A 19,260-nucleotide genomic window follows, 5' to 3' on the forward strand; every position below is an offset into this window, starting at 1 on the left:
GTCAGTTCCTGGTATCGGTGACACGGCGATCGACGTGCCGCACATAACGTTCGGGCTCGAATCGCATGCCGATAACGGGCTTGCGCGGGTCCGGGCGCCCCAGCCATCCGGACCATCCGATGCGCTGCCGGCCGCCCATGACCGCCGGCGGCGCACTCTTCGGCTTGATCCGCAGCTCAAGCTCCCATTCCAGCTCGTAACCGACGAACGCTCGCACCCACTCGATGAGCCGAGGCAGATCCTCGCCCTGCGGCGTGAAGCGCAGATAGGCATCTAGATCGACCGGGCCGATCACGATGCGAAAGCGGTGCTGGCGATCGGGTGCGACGCGGCCGAGCATCGCGCCTTGCCCCATCGTTGCCGCCTTCCCCGGACGGCCCATGCGGCCGAGGTCGGCGGGGTCGATCTCGATCCAGTGAAATACATTCTCCTGGATCGCAACGGGCACGCCGAAGTAGCGTTCGAGCGTGGCACGCAGACCGTCCGGATTGCGTGCTTCGCGCACGAGGTGCGCGGAGGCCGCGAGACGGGCGTGCGAGGGCAGCGGGCGCCGGCTGATTTCGCCGATGTCGTGCCCGACGAGGCTCGCGACGTAGAACGAAAACCGCTCGTTGTCCTTCCGGTCGAGCCCGGCGGTGGACTGGGACGACGCCCACGCGCGATAGAGGAGCGTGAAGAAGCGGTGATGGAAGAGATCAAAAAAATCGATCGTCGTCGTATCTCGCCGGCTGTCCTCGCGATCCTTCGCGATCTCGGTCACGTGGATCGGCAGCGGGCCATTGGGGCCAAGCATCCCGAGGCCGAACAGCCGCACCTTCAGTCGCCCGTCGGCTTCGTGCGCGTTGGCAACTTCGCGCGGCGCGAACGCCAGGCTCGGCTGCTGGCCGAGCCGGAACGGTTCCGAACGAGGCCGACGTGCGGTGCCGATCGGATCGATCGCCGGATTCGCGCCGATGCGTCGCAATAGCGACAGGAAACCGAAACGCCAGGGCTCGCACTGCAAGTGTTCGAGCAGCTCTGGCGACAGCGCGCTGTCTCGCAGCAGCGCCGGCAGCGTCGCGCGTTTCATCACAGGACTCCGCGTGCGCCCGTGCGTACCGGCCAGCGGGCAATGCGCCCGCGCTGCATCGAATGCAGTTCGGTCTGCGTAAAGCTGTTGACCGATACGTGCCGTGCGAGCCAGTGCTCGAGGATCGTGCCGAACAGATAGGGGCTCACGCCGGAGAAGCCGGTCTCGTCGACCGTCAGCACGCACTCGACGCCGCGCCCGAACGTCATCGGGCCGGTCCCCGGCAGCTTGCGCGTCACCGGGCGCGTCTTGACGCCGACCAGGCTTTCGACTTGCCGGTTTTGCGCGGAGTCGTCTTCCGCGAGGTACAGACGCAGCAGATCGCGCAGCCCCTGACCGCCTTCGCGGTGATCGAGATCGTCCAGCGGCAGGTAGTTGAAGTTGAGTTGGCGGATCAGGCGCCACGCCATGTCCCGCTCGGCATACGGCGGTAGCGGCGCGCTCGGTGGCCGGATGAGGCCGATGCTTTCCACCGGCGCGGACTCGGCGGTCTCCAGATCGCGCACGCCGTCGCGCGGCACGAGCGTGGCCAGATCCCGGTTGGTCAGGAGCGCGTCGACGGACAGGAAGCGAAGGCTTTCCGCGTAAGGGGCCTCGTTCTGGTCGACGAGCGAGAGAAACACTTCGGTGCCGACGTAAGGCGTACGTGTGCCATAACGACGCGAGGAATGGGACACGAGGCGCTGTTCACGCCGCATCGAGAAATAACGCCCGTGATTGCCTTCGTCGTTGTTCAGTGTCTGGTAGAGCGGACGGAATTCAAGCTCGTCGGATGTCAGGGCCACCTGCCCGTACACGGTCTCCACCGAAAACACCTCGTAGTCGAGCGGCGCCAGTCGAGCCGGCACGAGGTGAAACTCGGTTTCGCGCGGTGAGATCTCGATCCGGTCGGTATGCTTGCTGAAGAGATTGATGACCGGCGTGCAGAACAGCGCGAAGCGTGACGCATCGACGAGGTTTGCGAGCTCGGCCGGCGAGCGGTCGAGCAGCACGACGATCTCGATCTCGCGGCTGTCAGTGCGTGCAAAGCCTTCGGCAAGGCCGGTCAACGCAAAGAACCAGAACCGCGCGGGACACGCGAAGTACTCGTGCAACAGGTTGTGCCCGTGGAACTTCGCCCAAGTGAGCGGCAACAGGTGTTGATCGGTGCGCAAACCTTCGTGCTCCACTGCGCCTTGCGTGACGGCGGCGAGCGAGCGGCCCGGCTGGCCGAACGCTCCGGGTGCGCCGATCACGGACGCGATTGCGCCGGCGTGCAGCAGTTCGAACAAGTGAGAGGCCACTTGCTCATCGCCGGCCAGATAAACGGGGAGCCGATCGAGTCCCTTCAGATCGGCGATCCGCACGTCGCCGGTCGTCGCCAACCGCAACCGCAAGGCGCCGCGCACTTGTGTATCGGGCGGGACGTATCTCGCGAGTCCCGGGATGTCCGGCGGCACACCCGTCAGGCGCGCTTCGGTGATCGTGAGCGGCCACAGGGTGACGTCCTGCCCGCTCGTGAACCGGCACGCCGTTCTCTCTCCGTCGGGAACCCGGGCGGTGAACGACGTGCCGCGCGCGATACGATGCCCTTTGGCGAGGTTGCCTTCCGACCGGCCGGGATACAGGCGAGCGACGGCAATCGACGGTGTGGGCGCAACGTAGTTCGGGTAGATGACCTCGAGCAGCCGCTCGGTAAAGCGCGGAAATTCCGCGTCGAGCTTGATCTGCATGCGTGCGGCCATGAAGCTGAATGACTCGATCAGGCGTTCGACGTAGGGGTCGGCCACTTCGCCTGCTTGCATGCCGAGCCGACGTGCGATCTTCGGGTGTGCATGCGCGAATTCGGCTGCCAGCTCGCGCATGTAGATGAGTTCCTGGTTGTAGTAGTCGAGCAGTCGCGGGTCCATCGGATAGGTCTCGTTGTTGTCGTTGTGCCGCGTTGCGCCTAGCTGGTGCGCATGCCGGTGATGCGGATCTCGCTCGTTTCGAGATCCAGCGAACTCTGCACCATGAATTCGAGCGGGTACGGGTCCATATGAATCAGTCCGCGAACCTCGAACGCGAGGACATGGTGATGCTCGCCGCCGTCGTCGGCATGACGAGGCGATACCACCAGCGAATCGGGAATCAGACGCGGTTCGAAATCGGTAATGGCCTGCCGGATCATGCGTTCGACGCTGTTCCATTGACGTGACGCGATAAAGGCTCCCGCGAGCGGCGGCACGCCGAAGTTGACGGTCGAAGCAGCCGCGTGCGGATGGCGCGCGCGATCGATCTGATCCTCGATGCTGGTCGTGTTCAGCAGATAGGCGAGGTCGCGCTGCACGATGTCACGCATCTGTTTGCGCGTTACCGTATATTCCTCCGGGGCTTCGACGCGGCGCTGCGGGGCGTCGTCGCGCAACCGGTCGAGCAGGGTTGGCATCAGGTGCGCGTTGGCTCGGCGGGGTGTGCGGACCGCCAGCGTATCCGGGGTGGACGACGGTCTTTTGCGATCAGTCATCGACTCGCTCCTTTCCGGCGGCGCCGTCGATGCCATGCGTGCCGAATTCCGCATTCGGCAATTCGAACAGACTGAAGTCGCCTTGGTTGGTGACCCAGGTCTTTCGGCCGAAACCTGTGACGCCGGTTCGTCCGTGCGCCTGCCAAACGGTCTTGTGCCCGAGGCGCACAGCGTCGTCACCGGTCTCCGAACCCGGATATCGTGCAGGCATGAAGCCGTGGACGACGCTTTGGTCGATGAGCGTGAGCGTGCACGGCGCCCAAACCAGATCGACCAGCTTTGTTGGCCGCGACACGCGCCACGCTACGAGATCAGCGATCGGAACCCAGCGGTAGTGCCCGGCCGTGACGACCTCGCAGACCGGGCCGAAACGTGAATCGCTGTCGACGATCCACTCTGCCGTTCCTTGCATGCGTACCGCAACGGTCGGCGCGGCGTCGAGCGCGGCCTCACGCGCATCGTCGGCCTGCTCGCTTTGCTCGCGGGCTGCCAGGCGCAGCGCATTCAGCAGACCCTCGACCCACGCGGTCGGCTCGAGCACGAAGCCCGGGCGTACGTGTCCGTCGACGACCTGCTTGCGCCAGTTTTCGGCACGGATCAGGTCGCGATAGACCTGTGCGGTTTCCGCCTGGCCGGGTTCGAGCTTCGCCCACGTCTGCAACTGCTGGATCGCTCGCGGCCATTCACCTGTTACGCACATCAACTGAAACAGCGCCCACCGATGGGATGCCGTGGTTGGCTGCGCGCGCAGGTGCGCCGAGATGCGCTCGATCTGTTTGCTGAGCGGAGCGTCACTCAAGCATTTGGCTTGGGGTGAGCCGGAGGTCTCGCGTCGGATCATCCTTTGTCCCTGCATTCGGGGGCGGACAGCGGACTGTCTACCGACAGCGCGTGGTGTTCGCGCCGAGTGAGCGGGGGCGGCAGCGCCGACCCTTGCCGCGCGGCCGCCGCGTGAAATTCCGGAGGGGCAAAAAGTCGCAGGATCTCCGGCACGGGTTCATCGTCCAGGATGTGCCCGGCATGCCGATCGAGTTGCTCAAACACATCTTCGAGCTTGGGGTTGCCACGCAGTAGCGCTTCGATCGAATCGCATTCGTCGCGTACGCCAGGATCGACCTGCGGATCCGGCACGGGCGCGTGCGATGTCGGTTGATCTCCCGGTGGCGTCAGATCCGCTGCAACCGACGCATGGGGATCGGTCAGCGCGCGCCAGTACTGCGCGTGCAACGTCTCGACCAGCGAGTCGGTACCGTCGGTGTTGGCCGAGGTGCGCACATCTGCATCGGTGCCGTCCACGCTTCCGATACCGAGTTCGCGCAGTACATCATCGTCGCTGCGCTGATGGTCGATCACTTCGTTATCCGGAAGATCGAGGCCAGCTTCGTCGGGCGTCTGCCTTTCCCGGTTTCCGTCAAACACGGGCTCGGCGTGCGAGATATCCGGTTGTCGACGCCACGATTGACGAAAGGAACGCATCTGGGTGTCCGATGACAAGAATTTCGCATTTTAACCACGAGTCAGGGCGGTTCGTCTATTGCCATGTAGATAATCGATTTGCCGATGATGGTCGGAAATGTTTTTGAGATGAAATGTAAAACGTTAAATGCTGTAACGATTGTGTTGAAAAGTGTTTGAAAATCATATCGATGCGTATTTGTGAAAAATTGCAAACAACTGGAATCTGAAAAATATCTCAAAATAACAAGGACTTGGATTTTATTGATCCAGGTCTATCGGCGTGAATTTTCTGACGGAAACATGCGTGCTTAGGGTGCGGTCAACGTGGAGGTGTACCGGGGAGGCTGCAATTTGATGTGGATGGTTTTTGATAGTCGAATGGATTGACGGAAATTGAATTTCATGCCGATAATGCATTCCGATTCGATTTGGCCGATTGAATCGGATCGAAGAGAGAGCGATGTATCGAATATTTCCAGCGGCGTCAGGAGAAGTATCTGTGTAGCAGTCCTGATGGTGCAGAAATGATGCTCGTAGCATCACGACCAACAACAAAGAACATCATGACCATTTCGCGCCAAGCACTGTTCGGTAAGCTCGGGGTCCAGCTTTACCGAGGTATCGAGTCGGCGACGAATTTCTGCAAGTTGCGCGGGAATCCGTTCGTCGAACTCATCCACTGGCTGCATCAGCTGCTGCAGCAGCCGGACGGCGACCTTCAGCGGATCGTTCGCCACGCCGGGATCGATCGCAACACGCTCGAGCGTGACTTCGCGCGGGCACTGTCTGCGTTGCCGGCTGGTGCAAGTTCGATCAGCGATTTTTCGTCGCACGTCGAATCGGCAATCGAGCGCGCATGGGTCCTTGCGACGCTCGAACACGGTGACCGCCGCGTGCGCGGTGCGTGGTTGATCGCGGCACTCGTGTCCACGCCTGACTTGCGGCGCGTGCTGCTTGCCATCTCACCCGCGTTCGGCAAGATCCCGGTCGTTGGCCTTGCTGACCTGCTTCCGGCCTGGATCGCGGGTTCGCCGGAAGCGGCCGATGATCCGTACGACCGCAGCGAATGGTTGCCTGCCACGCCGGGCGACGCATCCGGCGCGATGCCGGGCTCGCCGAAGGGCGGCTCGCTCGAGCGGTACTGCACGGACCTGACGGCGCGGGCCCGCGCTGGCGAAATCGATCCGGTCATCGGCCGCGAGCTCGAGATCCGTACGATGATCGACGTGTTGCTGCGGCGGCGGCAGAACAACCCGCTGGTGACCGGCGAAGCCGGCGTCGGCAAGACGGCGGTGGTCGAAGGTCTCGCACGCGCGATCGTATCGGGCAACGTGCCGCCGAAGCTGGCCGACGTGCGGCTGCTTGGTCTCGATGTCGGGGCGCTGCTGGCCGGTGCCAGCATGAAGGGGGAGTTCGAAGCCCGCTTGAAGGGTCTACTCGACGCGGCCGCGAAATCGGCTGCCCCTGTGATCCTGTTCATCGACGAGATCCATACGCTGATCGGTGCGGGCGGCCAGGCGGGCACGGGCGACGCTGCCAACCTCCTGAAGCCGGCGCTCGCGCGCGGCACGATCCGGACGATCGGCGCGACGACCTGGGCCGAATACAAGCGGCATATCGAAAAGGATCCCGCGTTGACCCGGCGTTTCCAGGTGCTGCAGGTCGCGGAGCCATCCGAAGCCGCTGCCATCGACATGGTGCGGGGTCTCGCGGAAACGTTTGCGACGCATCACGGTGTCGTGGTGCGTGATGAGGCGATCCGGGGTGCAGTGACGTTGTCGCACCGCTACATTCCGGCACGCCAGTTGCCGGACAAGGCGATCAGCCTGCTCGATACCGCTTGTGCGCGGGTCGCGCTGTCGCAACATGCCACGCCGCGCGAGCTCGACGACGCGCGTCAACGGCTCGCGGCCGCGTGTGCCGAGGAGGCGCTGCTGGTGCAGGAAGCCAGGATCGGGCTCGAGGCGGACAAAGGGCTGGCGGCCGTGCGTGCACGTATCGACATGCTGAGGTCGGATGCGGACGCGGTCGAGACGCGTTGGTGTGAACAGATGGCGGCCGCGCAAGCGTTGCGCGTCGCTCGCGAAGGGTTCGCCGGGGAGCCGGAAAATTTGCCGATGCAAATGGAGCGGCTGCGCGAGCTCGAGCACGCGCTGGCCGACCTTCAGGGCGAGGCACCACTCGTGTTTCCGGAAGTCGACGAGGCGATCGTCGCGGAGATCGTGTCGGATTGGACCGGTATCCCGGTAGGTCGCATGGTCAAGGACGAGGTTGTCGCGGTGCGCCGACTGCCCGAAACGCTAGAGGCGCGCGTGATCGGCCAGACCGATGCGCTGCGCCTGATCGGCGAGCGCGTGCAGACCGCGCGGGCCGGCCTGACCGACCCGAAGAAGCCGCTCGGCGTGTTCCTGCTTGCGGGGCCGTCGGGCGTGGGCAAGACGGAATCGGCGCTGGCGCTGGCCGAGGCGCTGTACGGCGGCGAACAGAACCTGATCACGATCAACATGAGCGAGTATCAGGAAGCGCACACCGTGTCAGGTCTGAAGGGGGCACCGCCCGGCTACGTCGGTTATGGCGAGGGTGGGGTGCTGACCGAAGCGGTGCGCCGTCGTCCGTATGCGGTCGTGCTGCTCGACGAGGTTGAAAAGGCTCATCGCGACGTGCACGAAATGTTCTTCCAGGTGTTCGACAAGGGCTACATGGAGGACGGCGACGGCCGCCACATCGATTTCCGCAATACGACCATCCTGCTGACCAGCAATGTCGGCGCCGATCTGACCGCGAGCCTGTGCGCCGATCCGGTGTTGTCGCCCGATATGGACGGGTTGCGGGACGCGCTTACCCCCGAATTGCTGAAAGCCTTCCCGGCGGCATTTCTCGGACGGATGACGGTCGTACCGTACCGGCCGCTGGCCGATGCCGCGCTCGCCCGCATCGTCCGCCTGCACCTGGGGCGCGTAGTGAAGCGCATGGCCGACAACCATCAAATCGCGCTCACCTACGACGAGGCAGTGGTCGACTACATCGTCGGCCGCTGTCTCGTACAGGAGACCGGTGCACGCATCCTCATCGGCTTCATCGAACAGCACGTACTGCCGCGCCTGTCGGCCCTCTGGCTCGACGCGTTTACGTCGAAGGCCGCGCTTGAAGGTATCGCAATCGGCGTCGCCGATCCAGCCGCAGCACCTGTGCAAGCGTTGACGTTCGATGCATTGCCATCCCGTTCGGACGAATCGCTTTGCTGAGCGCCGTCCACTTACCACCGTTCAGGAGAACCTGTTCATGTCCGTTTCCAGCAGTTCGCAGAAATTCATCGCGCGCAATCGTGCGCCGCGTGTGCAAATCGAGTACGACGTCGAGGTCTACGGCTCGGAGAAAAAGGTCGAGCTGCCGTTCGTGATGGGCGTGCTGGCTGACCTGTCCGGCAAGCACCCGGTCGAGCCGCTTCCGGCGGTATCGGATCGGCGGTTCCTCGACATCGATATCGACAATTTCGATGAGCGCATGAAGGCGATTCGTCCGCGCGTCGCGTTTGCCGTGCCGAACACGCTGACGGGTGACGGTCAGATGATGGTCGACATGACCTTCGAGAGCATCGAGGACTTCTCGCCGGCCGCTGTCGCCCGAGAGGTCGAGCCGTTGCGCCGGCTGCTCGAAGCACGTACGCAGCTCGCGAACCTGCAGACCTACATGGACGGCAAGTCGGGCGCCGAGGCGCTCGTTACCCAGTTGCTGCAGGACCCGGCGTTGCTCAAGTCGCTGGCCGCCGCGCCGAAGCCCGTGCGCCACGAAGGCGAGGCGGATGACCGGAACGAAGCGAACTGACCGACGAAACGATCGAGGATGACCACCATGGCGAAACAGCACGCACCGGCCGATCAAGCTCAGACGGCCACCCAGTCCGACTTTACGCAGCTGCTCGAACGGGAGTTCCGCCCGAAGACAGAGCAGGCACGCGAAGCGGTCGAATTTGCGGTCCAGACGCTCGCCGAGCAGGCGCTGACGCAATCGACCACGATCAGCGACGACGCGTACAAGAGCATTGCCGCGATCATCGCGCAGATCGACCACAAGCTCTCCGAGCAGATCAATCTGATTCTCCACCACGACGACTATCAGGCGCTGGAGTCGGCGTGGCGCGGTTTGCATCACCTTGTGTCGAACACGGAGACGGACGAGCACCTCAAGATTCGCGCGCTTGATGTTTCGAAGAACGAACTGCACCGCACGATGCGCCGGTACAAGGGCATCGCGTGGGACCAGAGCCCGCTCTTCAAGCAGATCTACGAGCAGGAATACGGCCAGCTCGGCGGCGAGCCGTACGGCTGCCTGGTCGCCGACTACTATTTTGACCATACGCCGCCCGACGTCGACCTGTTGGGTTCGATCGCGAAGGTCTCCGCGGCCGCGCATACGCCGTTCGTCACGGGCGCCGCGCCGTCGGTGTTGCAGATGGAATCGTGGCAGGAGCTCGCGAACCCGCGCGACCTGACGAAGATCTTCACGCAGAACCTCGAATACGCGGCATGGAATTCGCTACGGAACACCGAGGATGCGCGTTACGTCGGGCTCGCAATGCCGCGCTTCCTCGCGCGCCTGCCGTATGGTGCGAAGACCAATCCGGTCGACGAGTTCGATTTCGAGGAAGACACGAACGGCTCGGATCACAGCCGCTACGGCTGGGCGAACGCCGCGTATGCGATGGGTGTCAACATCAACCGCTCGTTCAAGCAGTATGGCTGGTGTTCGCTGATTCGCGGCGTCGAGTCGGGTGGCACGGTCGAGAACCTGCCGTGCCACACGTTCCCGACCGACGACGGCGGGGTCGACATGAAGTGTCCGACCGAGATCGCGATCTCGGACCGCCGCGAGGCCGAACTGTCGAAGAACGGTTTCATTCCGCTCGTGCATCGCAAGAACACCGATCACGCGACCTTCATCGGTGCGCAGTCGCTGCAAAAGCCGGCCGAATATCACGACGCGGACGCGACCGCCAACGCGAACCTGTCGGCACGCTTGCCGTATCTGTTCGCGTGCTCGCGCTTCGCGCATTACCTGAAGTGCATCGTGCGCGACAAGATCGGTGCGTTCAAGGAGCGTGAGGACATGCAGCGCTGGCTCAACGAATGGGTCATGCACTACGTCGACGCGGATCCGGCCAACTCGTCGCAAGACACCAAGGCGCGTCGTCCGCTCGCGGCAGCCGAAGTCCTCGTCGAAGACGTCGAGGGCAATCCCGGCTACTACCAGGCGAAGTTCTTCCTGCGTCCGCACTTCCAGCTCGAGGGGTTGACGGTTTCGCTGCGGCTCGTCACCAAGCTGCCGTCGATCAAGGAAGCGGCTTGATTTCGAGGTTTCGCCCTCTCGGGTCGGGCATCGGACCAATTTCTGTCGTGGTGGCCGACCTGTTTTCACTCACTCAAGGAGCATTGGCATGGCACAAGACATTTTCCTGAAGATCGACGGCATCAACGGCGAATCGCTCGACGACAAGCACAAGGACGAAATCGAAGTCCTGAACTGGGACTGGGAAATCCTGCAGGAATCGACGATGCACGCGGGCAGCGGCGGCGGTGCCGGCAAGGCGACGGTCAAGGATCTGACGTTCGAACACAACATCGATCGCGCGAGTCCGAACCTGATGAAGTATGCGCTGACCGGCAAGCATATCGACCAGGCGACGCTCGTGATGCGCAAGGCCGGTGGCAACCCGCTCGAGTACCTGAAGCTCACGATGAGCGACGTGATCGTTACGCGCGTGAAGCCGTCGGGCAGCAAGATGGACGCCGAGAAGAGCCGCGAAACGGTGTCGCTGTCGTTCGCGAAGGTGAAGCAGGAGTACGTCGTGCAGAACGCGCAGGGCGGCAGCGGCGGTGCGGTGACGGCCGGCTTCGACATCAAGGGCAACAAGGAAGCGTAAGCAGGGGAGACACCGCGCGGCGGTAGAAGGCCACCTTCTCCGAGCGCGGTGCATCCCGCTGTCCATCAAGGTGAAATCTGCATGCGTTCGATCCTGACTGCCGCGACCCTCGCCAGTGTCGTATTGCTTTCCGCTTGTGCGAGCGGTGAGCCGAAGCCCAAGCAGCCGATCCGGCTGGAAATGACGGTCGAAGCGAAGATCGACGTCAATCCGGACGACCGCGGGCGGGCGGCGCCGATTGTCGTGCGCCTCTATGAACTGAAGAACGACATCGCCTTCGAGGCGACGGACTTCTTCACGCTGCAGACGCAGGACAAGACGGTATTGGGCGACGACGTCGTGAAGCGCGACGAAGTGCAACTGCGGCCCGGCGAACATCGGGCCATTGTCCGGCGTCCGGATCCGGAAACGACTGCCATCGGTGTGATCGCGGCTTATCGCGACTTGCCGAACGCCGTGTGGCGAGCGGTCTACACGATGCCGATCGCACCCGACAAGGCGTGGTACCGCTTCTCCACGCCGAAGCTGAAACTGAAGATCGATCTCGACGCAAAGGCCGTCAGGATCGAGGAAGCCAAGAAATGAATCACGCTGCGCAACGAAACGGACGGTACATATGAGCTGGTATGCCAAGGTCGCCTGGCAGGAAGGGTTGTTTTTCCGTCCGCAACTGTTTCAGCAGCAGGATCGTTATCTGGAGAAGTACGCGCACATGCGCGCGGCGCCGCTGTCGCCGTTCTTTTTCGGTTTTGCGCACTACGCACTCGATCTGGAATCGCTCGCGCTCGGCAAGGTGATCGTCAAATCCGCCGCCGGCGTGTTCGCCGATGGCTCGCCGTTCGACGCGCCGGGCAACACACCGCTGCCACCGCCGTTGACGATCCGGCCGGAACATCTCGATCAGGTGATCTATCTGGCGGTACCGGTCCGACTGCCGAACTGCGAAGAGACGACGTTCGAGAACACCCCGGATTCGCTGGCGCGGTACCTCGTGTTCGATACCGAGTTGCGCGACACGAATTCGATCGGCCTCGCACCCGAGTCCGTGCAGCTTTCGAATCTGCGATTGCGCCTGCTGCCCGAGAAGGAGCTCGGTGATGCGTGGATCGGCCTCGCGCTCACCAGCGTGAAGACGATACGCGCGGATGGCAGCATTGAGCTCGACAACACGCTTGTGCCGCCTGTTTCGGGTTTTGGGGCGAGCGACTTGCTGACGAGCTGGGTCACGAAGATTCACGATCTCGCACGGTTGCGTGCGAATGCGCTGGCGCAACGGCTGGCGGGCACCGACGACACCACCGCGAGTGCGGCAACGGTCACAGATTACTTGCTGCTGCAGATCCTGAACCGGTACGAGCCGCTGCTGCAGCACATGCTGCGCGTGCCGACCACGTCGCCCGCGGATGTCTATGCGCTGCTGATCGGTATGGCGGGCGAACTGTCGACCCATCTGCGCACGGATACGCGCCGGCCGCTCGATACGCATCTGCCGTATCAGCACACGACGCCGCACCTGTGCCTGAAGCCGATCGTCGACGACACGCATCGGCTGCTCAACGCCGTGTTGGTGCGGAGTGCACAAAACATTGCGCTTGAGGATCGGGGGCACGGCATGCGAAATGCGGTGATCGATCCGGTCGACATGCGGGGGTTTACTGCGCTGGTACTGGCCGTCCATGCGGCGATGCCGCCCGACTTGTTGAAGCAGCAGTTTCTCGCACAGGCGAAGGCGGGGCCTTCGGAGAAGCTGCCGAGCCTCGTGCGCAGTCACTTGCCGGGTATCAGCCTGCAGGCACTTCCGGTGCCGCCGCGGCAGATTCCGTTCAATGCGGGATACATCTACTACGAGTTGACCCAGGGTGGAGCGATGTGGGAGGAAGTCGTGCGCCACGGTGGCGTTGCGCTGCACGTGGCGGGGGATTTTCCGTCGTTGAAGCTGGAGCTTTGGGGTGTGCGCGCGTAAGAGCGACGGGTTTGGGACGATGGGACCGCTGTGAGCGGTCGGTGGTTCGATTGAATCAACGGAGGTGTCGAGATGGCTCTATTTGACGTACCACGAACACTCTCGGTTTCGGGCGCGGCCCTGCCGATGTATGGCGATCACCCGATCCTTACGCCGGTGAAGCTCACCGGCAGGGAAACGATCGGTGAGCTGTTCGAGTACGTACTCGAGTTGAAAACGCCGGATGCGCTCGCGTTCTCGTAGAGCATTGCGGCCAACATCCAGCTTGACAAGATGATCGGCACCGAAATAACGGTTTTAATCCAAATCGACGGCAAGGGGCACTTCATTCGCGGCCTTGTTGGCGATGCAGGGCTGGCCAACATCGGAGCAGGAGCGCGCGAAATCACCGGAATCGTGAGTCGCGCTGAAATTTTGCGCGAGGACGGTCGTTCGATCGTTTACGCGATTACGCTGCGGCCGTGGCTCTGGCACGCAACCAAGAACTGCGATTGCCGCATCTTTCAGGATATGTCGGTGATCGAGATTACGGATGCGGTGCTATCGGCTTATCCGTTTCCCGTCGACAAGCGGCTTACCACGCCACGCCCGAACAAGGCGTGGCCAAAGCGCGATATTCAGCGGCAGCACCGCGAAAGCGATTGGACGTTCCTGCAGCGGATCTGGGAAGAATGGGGCATCTTCTATTTCTTCGAGCATAGCGAAGGCAAGCATCGACTTGTGCTGGTCGATTCGCTGGGCGCGCTTCAACCTCTCGGCGACGCGTATGCGACGATTCGCTACCAGGCACCGAGCGCGCGGCGCATCGACGAAGAGCACATTCACGATCTGTCGGTGTCGCATGCGCTGACGACAGGCGCCGTGACCAGCGTCGACTATGACTACACGTGGCCGCGGGCGGATCTGCGGATCGCTCGCGAGGACCCTCGCGACACGGGGCTCGCTCATCAGGAACATTACACGTGGGGCGACCATGCGCAGCCTCAGGCGGGTGCGGCGGGTCTGTCCGGCGACCACAACGATCCGCGCACCGAGGCGGAATACCTGACGATCGTGCAGATGCAGGCTTACCGATGCCAAGGGCTCAGGGCATCGGGCAAAGGCAATTTGCGCGGTGTCGTGACCGGGCAAACATTCGTGCTGTCGCACTACCCGCAGACCGCGGCCAATCGCGAGTATGCGGTCATTGCCAGTACGCTGACGATCGAGGAGATCGGGGAGGCGTCGGGTTCCGGTCAGCGCTACCGTTGCGAAGCGCACTTTACGTTGCAGCCGTCCAATGAACCTTTCCGGTTGCTTCGCACGATCGAGAAGCCGCGCGTTGCCGGTGTCGAATATGCGGTGGTGACGTGTCCGGAGAATCAGGAAATCTGGACCGACGCATACGGTCGCGTAAAACTTCAGTTCCTGTGGGACCGCCTTGGAAAGAACGACGAGCGTTCGAGCTGCTGGGTACGTGTTGCCGGGGCGTGGCATGGCGATCAGTTCGGCGGGATATTCCTGCCGCGTCGCGGGCATGAGGTCGAAGTCGCGTTCGTCAACGGCGATCCGGACTTGCCGATCATCGTCGGAAGTGCGACGAACGCATTCAACATGCCGCCGTTCGCGCTACCGGACAACCACGCGCTGGCCGGTTTCCGCAGCCGCGAAGTCGAGGGTCGGCGGGCGAACACTCTGGCTTTCGACGATACCAACGGAAAGATCCAGGCGCATCTGTCGAGTGACGAAGGCGCGTCGCAGCTCAATCTTGGGTACATCACGCGTATCGCCGGCAATGCCGGTAGGCAGGACGAGCGTGGTCGGGGCTTTGAACTTGCAACTGGATTATGGGGCGTGGTCCGTTCGGCATTGGGGATGCTGATTACGACGCAATCGCGATCCGGTTCGCAGGGACATGCCAAGAGCATGCCGGAGACACTGGAGCAGCTCGACGGCGCGCAACGTCTGCATGATGCATTGAGCCGTGTGGCGCAGGAGGCGGAGGCGCAGGACGCCGACGGGCATCAGTCCGATCTTGCGGGAGCGATCGCGGCACAGAACGAGCAGATCAGAGGTCGGGCGGACGAGAGCAACGCATTTCCGGAATTGGCGGAACCGCATCTCGTGATTGCGGGTGAAGCAGGCGTCGAACTGGTCACGCCGAGAACCGCGCATATCGCGGCCCGACAGGTCGCGGTGACGAGCGAAGGGCATGTCGGGATCGCGAGCGGTAGCAGTCTCTTTGCGAGCGTGCGCGACACGATTCGTATGGTCGCGCAGCGGGGGATGATGAAGCTTGTTTCAGCCGCAGGAGACATCGTGCTGCATGCGTTGACGAAATCCATCGTCGCTCGCGCGCAGAAACAGATTCTGCTCGAAGCCGACGAAATAGTGCTGCGCGGCAAGCGGCAGATTCGCTTCGAGGTCAACGGCAGTTTCACACAGATGGATTCCTCCGGGATCGTGCACGGTACCACGGGCAAGTTTCTGGCGCACGCGTCGCTGCATCAGTTGCCTGGTCCGCTAGACCAAGCGGTCGATCTTTTGCCGAAGAAGATTTGTATCGAGTGTCTTATGAAGGCTGCGAGAGGTGGTGCGGCTCTTGTGCTTCGCTAATGTGGTAGGAGTGGAAATTTCATTAACGGCAAGATTTACTCGCATGACACTCATATTCATTGCTTGGAGATTTATTGAGTCTCGTCAAAGCCGGGGGATTGTGAAATGCGTATTGACCGATTTTTAATCCTGATGGGTGTATTGACGGTACTTCTTGGCGGATGCGGTGGCCTGCGTGCGAATACTCCAACAACCGTCGAGATACCCAAGCGAGTGGAGTTGACCAGCGGTGGCACCAAGACCCTGAATTACACACCTTGGTATATCCACACGTTTTCAATTTCAGGACCGAAGGGTTCTGGTATCGGAGGAGGCGGTCCGAATGTCATGCCGGTGCGTGAGGATGGGCGCCCTTCTGGCGGAGGGGCGGAAACTTGCTGCTCGAGCTACCCGAGCGAATGGCAGCCGGACTTGAAGGTCACGATGCGGTGGCTGGTATTTAAAGATGTCAAGCGCCTTGGTGCGAAGGCTCCTGGAGCTTGGTACAAGGCCGATGATGTTCGGATTCCACAGTATGACGGCAATCGTACCTTCGGCGTCTGGGCGATCTTCCTGCCGGGAGATCGAGTCAAGATCATGGTGGCTGATGGCAATGCAAATGGTCACAACTCCGTGGGTACACGTCCATCCGACGATGATCTATACGTAGCGCAAGGCGCGCCCGACGAGGAATGGAATTACGAGTATCCGAATGGTGTAAAGCGAGGGCTCGAAAAATGAACGTGAAATGGCCGGAAAGTGGTCGTCTGTCATCGAAAGAAGCGGAAGCTGCGTGGTCGACAGGCTATTGCAATGTGGTTGACCCGAGGGTGTCGTGTCAGCAGGCCTTGAATATCTCGCTGTTCTTCGATGGAACGAACAACAACGACGAAAAAACTGGATGGATTCGAAAATGAGCATTGGTCGATTGGTAATCCTTATGGGTGTATTGACGGTACTTCTTGGCGGGTGCGGTGGTCTGCGTGCGAATACTCCAACAACCGTCGAGATACCCAAGCGAGTGGAGTTGAACAGCGGGGGCACCAAGACCCTGAATTACACGCCTTGGTATATCCACACGTTTTCAGTTTCAGGACCGAAGGGTTCTGGCATAGGAGGAGGAGGCCCGAATGTCATGCCGGCGAGTGAGGATGGACGCCCTTCTGGCGGAGGGAAGGAATCGTGTTGCACGAGCTACCCGAGCGAATGGCAGCCTGACCTGAGGGTCACGGTGAGATGGCTGGTCGATAAGAAGAACAGCAAGACTTCGGGTTGGTACAAGGCCGAGAACGTTCGTATAGAACCGTATACGACGCGAACCGCTGGAGTATGGGCGATCTTCCTGCCGGGAGATCGAGTGAAGATTGTGGTTGGGAACCCCAATGCGCGTGATCTTGCTCGTGACGCTGGGCCTCCTGCCTCTGACGATCCATACGTAGCACAAGGCGGACCGGACGACGAATGGAATTACGAGTATCCGAAGGGTGTAAAGCGAGGGCTCGAAAAATGAACGTTCAATGGCCGGAACGGATGCCGGATGGCGGCCGTCTGTCATCGAAAGAAGTGGATGCTGCATGGTCGACAGGCTATTGCCGTATGGTTGACCCGAGGGTGTCGTGTCAGCAGACCGTGCATATCTCGCTGTTCTTCGATGGAACGAACAACAACGACGACAAAGACAATCCGAAGTGGCGCGATTCGAATACGCAACACCATACGAACGTCGCGAGATTGTACAAAGCAGCATTGGATAAAGGCGATCGTGGGATCTATGCATTTTACATTCCTGGCGTTGGTACACCCTTCGAAAAGATTGGCGAGAAGACGTATTCACAGGACGGAAAGGCGCTAGCGACGGGATTCAATCAGCGGTGCGTCTGGGCGTACACGCGGGTTCTCAATGCGGTGTACGACGCTATCCTGAAAGATTCCAGATGGCAATTGATCGTCGACGTCGACGCAAAAAGACTCAGCAATGATGGAGCCTTTTGTGACAAGCAAACTTTCAAGCAATGTTTCGCGCCTTACTTGAAGCGGTTGCAGGTCGCACATGGCCAAGCCTCGACCGAAAACACGATCAAAAAGATCTGGATCAACGTGATCGGATTTTCACGAGGAGCGGCTTCGGCACGTGCGTTCGTGCACAAGCTCGTGAACGAATGGGCGCCGGACGGCAGGCTGAGTGAAGAGGTAGGCCCGCGCGCGTTGCGGTATCAGGTCAATTTCATGGGGTTGTTCGACACGGTGGCGTCTGTCGGTTTGCCGGACTCGTTTCGTACCGCGCTGAACCTGGACGTCCTCGACGGTCATGCGCATTTTGCGAGCAACGGCGGACTCGCGATTCCCGACTCCGTTCGAAACTGTGTGCATGCGTTCTCGATCCATGAGCAACGCATGAGCTTTCCGCTTGACTCGATTCGTCAGGGCGATAGCTACGCTGGTGGAGAGGTGCGGCGCGAGGTTGCCTATCCGGGCGTGCATTCGGACGTGGGCGGCGGTTACGGGCCAGGCGAGCAGGGCAAGGGCTGCGACAAGAATGGTAAAGGCATGGATGCACGCAAGCTCAGCCAGATTGCCTTGCACGATATGTACATCGCTGCACTTCGGTACGGCGTACCGTTGATGAAAGCAGATGCCATTTTGGAGAATGAATATCTGAGACCGGATTTTGAATTACACCCCGACACCATTGCCGCCTTCAACGCTTGGCTCCAGACGACCAGCCCTGTCACCCACCTGGAAGATGCCATACGCTTCGGTATGGCGCAGATGTTGAGTTGGCGCGCATTGCGCGCGCAGGTTTCGGGCGGCAGCTATGTCACGAACCAGGATTTTTTCAAATGGGCGAAGGAGGATCGGCTGACGCCTCGCAAGGTCACGCAGGCGCTCGAGAAGGCGAAGCTGGACGATCTCCGCCTGCGGGAACTGAATGCCCGGAGGAACGCAGCGATCGGCGCCTTGTCGCTGGCGAAGGCGAGCAGGTCGTACCCGGAAAACGTTCCGGCGGTCGATGCAGCACAGAAGGAAGTCGATGCCGCCGACGAAGCGATCCGGGTCCGAACCGAAGCGTTATGCGCGGAAGTCGCCTACCCTGACGTCACGCCGCCGCAACGGCCCGAGTCTGCCCGCCCGGGGGAAGGGGCGGGCGACATCACGACCAACGACCAGACCGATTTGCGTCAGGGTGCGGAGGAAATGCGTCTATTGCTGGCGCACCTTCACCCCGATCAGCGCGAGAAACTGGATGTCGAGGAGAACGACGCGGTGGTACGGCCGCCGGAGTATCTCGCCACCGTCAATCACGCAAAGGCACTCTCGGTGCCGCATGCGAAACCGGGCTCCCAATCAGGCTCTCAATCGGACTCCGATTCGTCTCGCATGTCGCTGGTGGACGTCGGCGTGATCAAATTTCACGCAGCGCGCACGTCGCTTGCAAAGGCGTACAACGAAGCCGACGACGTGTTGCCGAAGCCGGTCGCGGAAGTCGCTTCGTTTCTTCGGCAGCACACGTCCGAGCACGCATTCACGACGCTGCCCACAGCGGTGTCGAACCTGTACGACAACTACGTGCACGACAGCCGCTGCTGGTTTCGCGTGCCGTACTTCCACGAGTATGCACCCGGCGGATATGGCTGGCCGCGCGTGATTTTCGTCGGCAAGAAGCGCGTACCGTGGCTTGGGAAAGATCCGCTTGCCGTTGCTTTCCATATGTTCGATTCGGTCGAGACCGCGGTGGCGTGACGCACGCATCGTCGCCGTACCGAACACGGTTATCCAATGCAACGATCTTG

16 protein-coding genes are annotated in these 19,260 nt (G+C 61.6%); 11 read left to right on the plus strand and 5 right to left on the minus strand.

Annotation, left to right across the window (positions count from 1 at the left end):
• Position 1: 1 nt before the first annotated feature.
• The 5 genes from tssG to VL15_RS27860 are packed head-to-tail and all read right to left on the minus strand — an operon-like array spanning position 2 to position 5,030.
• Positions 2-1,069: a type VI secretion system baseplate subunit TssG gene (gene tssG, locus VL15_RS27840; protein WP_048249905.1), complete on the minus strand. Its 1,068-nt coding sequence runs from the start codon at positions 1,067-1,069 to the stop codon at positions 2-4.
• Positions 1,069-2,958: a type VI secretion system baseplate subunit TssF gene (gene tssF / locus VL15_RS27845; protein ID WP_048249907.1), complete on the minus strand. Its 1,890-nt coding sequence runs from the start codon at positions 2,956-2,958 to the stop codon at positions 1,069-1,071. The genes tssG and tssF overlap by 1 nt, the downstream gene beginning before the upstream one ends.
• A 38-nt stretch (positions 2,959-2,996) precedes the next feature.
• Positions 2,997-3,554: a type VI secretion system baseplate subunit TssE gene (gene tssE, locus VL15_RS27850; protein ID WP_048249909.1), complete on the minus strand. Its 558-nt coding sequence runs from the start codon at positions 3,552-3,554 to the stop codon at positions 2,997-2,999.
• Positions 3,547-4,395: a type VI secretion system accessory protein TagJ gene (locus VL15_RS27855; RefSeq protein WP_048249910.1), complete on the minus strand. Its 849-nt coding sequence runs from the start codon at positions 4,393-4,395 to the stop codon at positions 3,547-3,549. Before VL15_RS27855 ends, tssE begins: the two co-directional genes overlap by 8 nt.
• A complete protein-coding gene (locus VL15_RS27860) occupies positions 4,392-5,030 on the minus strand; it encodes a TagK domain-containing protein (protein ID WP_048249912.1) in 639 nt (212 codons plus the stop codon). Before VL15_RS27860 ends, VL15_RS27855 begins: the two co-directional genes overlap by 4 nt.
• 545 nt (positions 5,031-5,575) lie before the next feature.
• Between VL15_RS27860 and tssH the strand changes: the two genes are divergently transcribed.
• The 11 genes from tssH to VL15_RS27900 all read left to right on the plus strand — a co-directional run bounded on the left by tssH (position 5,576) and on the right by VL15_RS27900 (position 19,210).
• Positions 5,576-8,257 carry a type VI secretion system ATPase TssH gene (gene tssH / locus VL15_RS27865; protein ID WP_048249914.1) on the plus strand — a complete coding sequence of 894 codons (2,682 nt, stop codon included), beginning with the start codon at positions 5,576-5,578 and terminating at the stop codon, positions 8,255-8,257.
• 37 nt (positions 8,258-8,294) lie between these two features.
• Positions 8,295-8,837, plus strand: a complete 543-nt coding sequence (tssB, locus tag VL15_RS27870) for a type VI secretion system contractile sheath small subunit (protein WP_048249916.1) — start codon at positions 8,295-8,297, stop codon at positions 8,835-8,837.
• Between the two features lie 27 nt (positions 8,838-8,864).
• On the plus strand, positions 8,865-10,358 hold the full coding sequence (tssC, locus tag VL15_RS27875; protein ID WP_048249918.1) for a type VI secretion system contractile sheath large subunit: 1,494 nt from the start codon (positions 8,865-8,867) through the stop codon (positions 10,356-10,358).
• An 88-nt stretch (positions 10,359-10,446) separates the two neighbouring features.
• Positions 10,447-10,932 (plus strand): Hcp family type VI secretion system effector, encoded by a 486-nt coding sequence (locus VL15_RS27880; protein WP_048249919.1) that lies wholly within the window; start codon positions 10,447-10,449, stop codon positions 10,930-10,932.
• 81 nt (positions 10,933-11,013) lie between these two features.
• The gene (gene tssJ, locus VL15_RS27885; protein ID WP_048249920.1) at positions 11,014-11,517 is read left to right on the plus strand and encodes a type VI secretion system lipoprotein TssJ; all 504 of its coding nucleotides are present in this window, start codon (positions 11,014-11,016) and stop codon (positions 11,515-11,517) included.
• A gap of 31 nt (positions 11,518-11,548) precedes the next feature.
• Positions 11,549-12,895, plus strand: a complete 1,347-nt coding sequence (gene tssK / locus VL15_RS27890) for a type VI secretion system baseplate subunit TssK (RefSeq protein ID WP_048249921.1) — start codon at positions 11,549-11,551, stop codon at positions 12,893-12,895.
• Between the two features lie 72 nt (positions 12,896-12,967).
• Positions 12,968-13,138, plus strand: a complete 171-nt coding sequence (locus VL15_RS43275) for a hypothetical protein (RefSeq protein ID WP_230684535.1) — start codon at positions 12,968-12,970, stop codon at positions 13,136-13,138.
• A gap of 30 nt (positions 13,139-13,168) precedes the next feature.
• Positions 13,169-15,490: a type VI secretion system Vgr family protein gene (locus VL15_RS27895; protein ID WP_230684536.1), complete on the plus strand. Its 2,322-nt coding sequence runs from the start codon at positions 13,169-13,171 to the stop codon at positions 15,488-15,490.
• 105 nt (positions 15,491-15,595) lie between these two features.
• Entirely contained in the window at positions 15,596-16,210 is a 615-nt protein-coding gene (locus VL15_RS40665; protein ID WP_080970960.1) for a DUF3304 domain-containing protein, read from the plus strand.
• Between the two features lie 94 nt (positions 16,211-16,304).
• On the plus strand, positions 16,305-16,979 hold the full coding sequence (locus VL15_RS40670) for a DUF3304 domain-containing protein (protein ID WP_230684537.1): 675 nt from the start codon (positions 16,305-16,307) through the stop codon (positions 16,977-16,979).
• Positions 16,976-19,210: a T6SS phospholipase effector Tle1-like catalytic domain-containing protein gene (locus VL15_RS27900; RefSeq protein WP_048249922.1), complete on the plus strand. Its 2,235-nt coding sequence runs from the start codon at positions 16,976-16,978 to the stop codon at positions 19,208-19,210. The genes VL15_RS40670 and VL15_RS27900 overlap by 4 nt, the downstream gene beginning before the upstream one ends.
• Positions 19,211-19,260: the final 50 nt, after the last annotated feature.

Source organism: Burkholderia cepacia, assembly GCF_001039005.1.
GTDB classification, from domain to species: Bacteria; Pseudomonadota; Gammaproteobacteria; order Burkholderiales; family Burkholderiaceae; genus Burkholderia; species Burkholderia theae.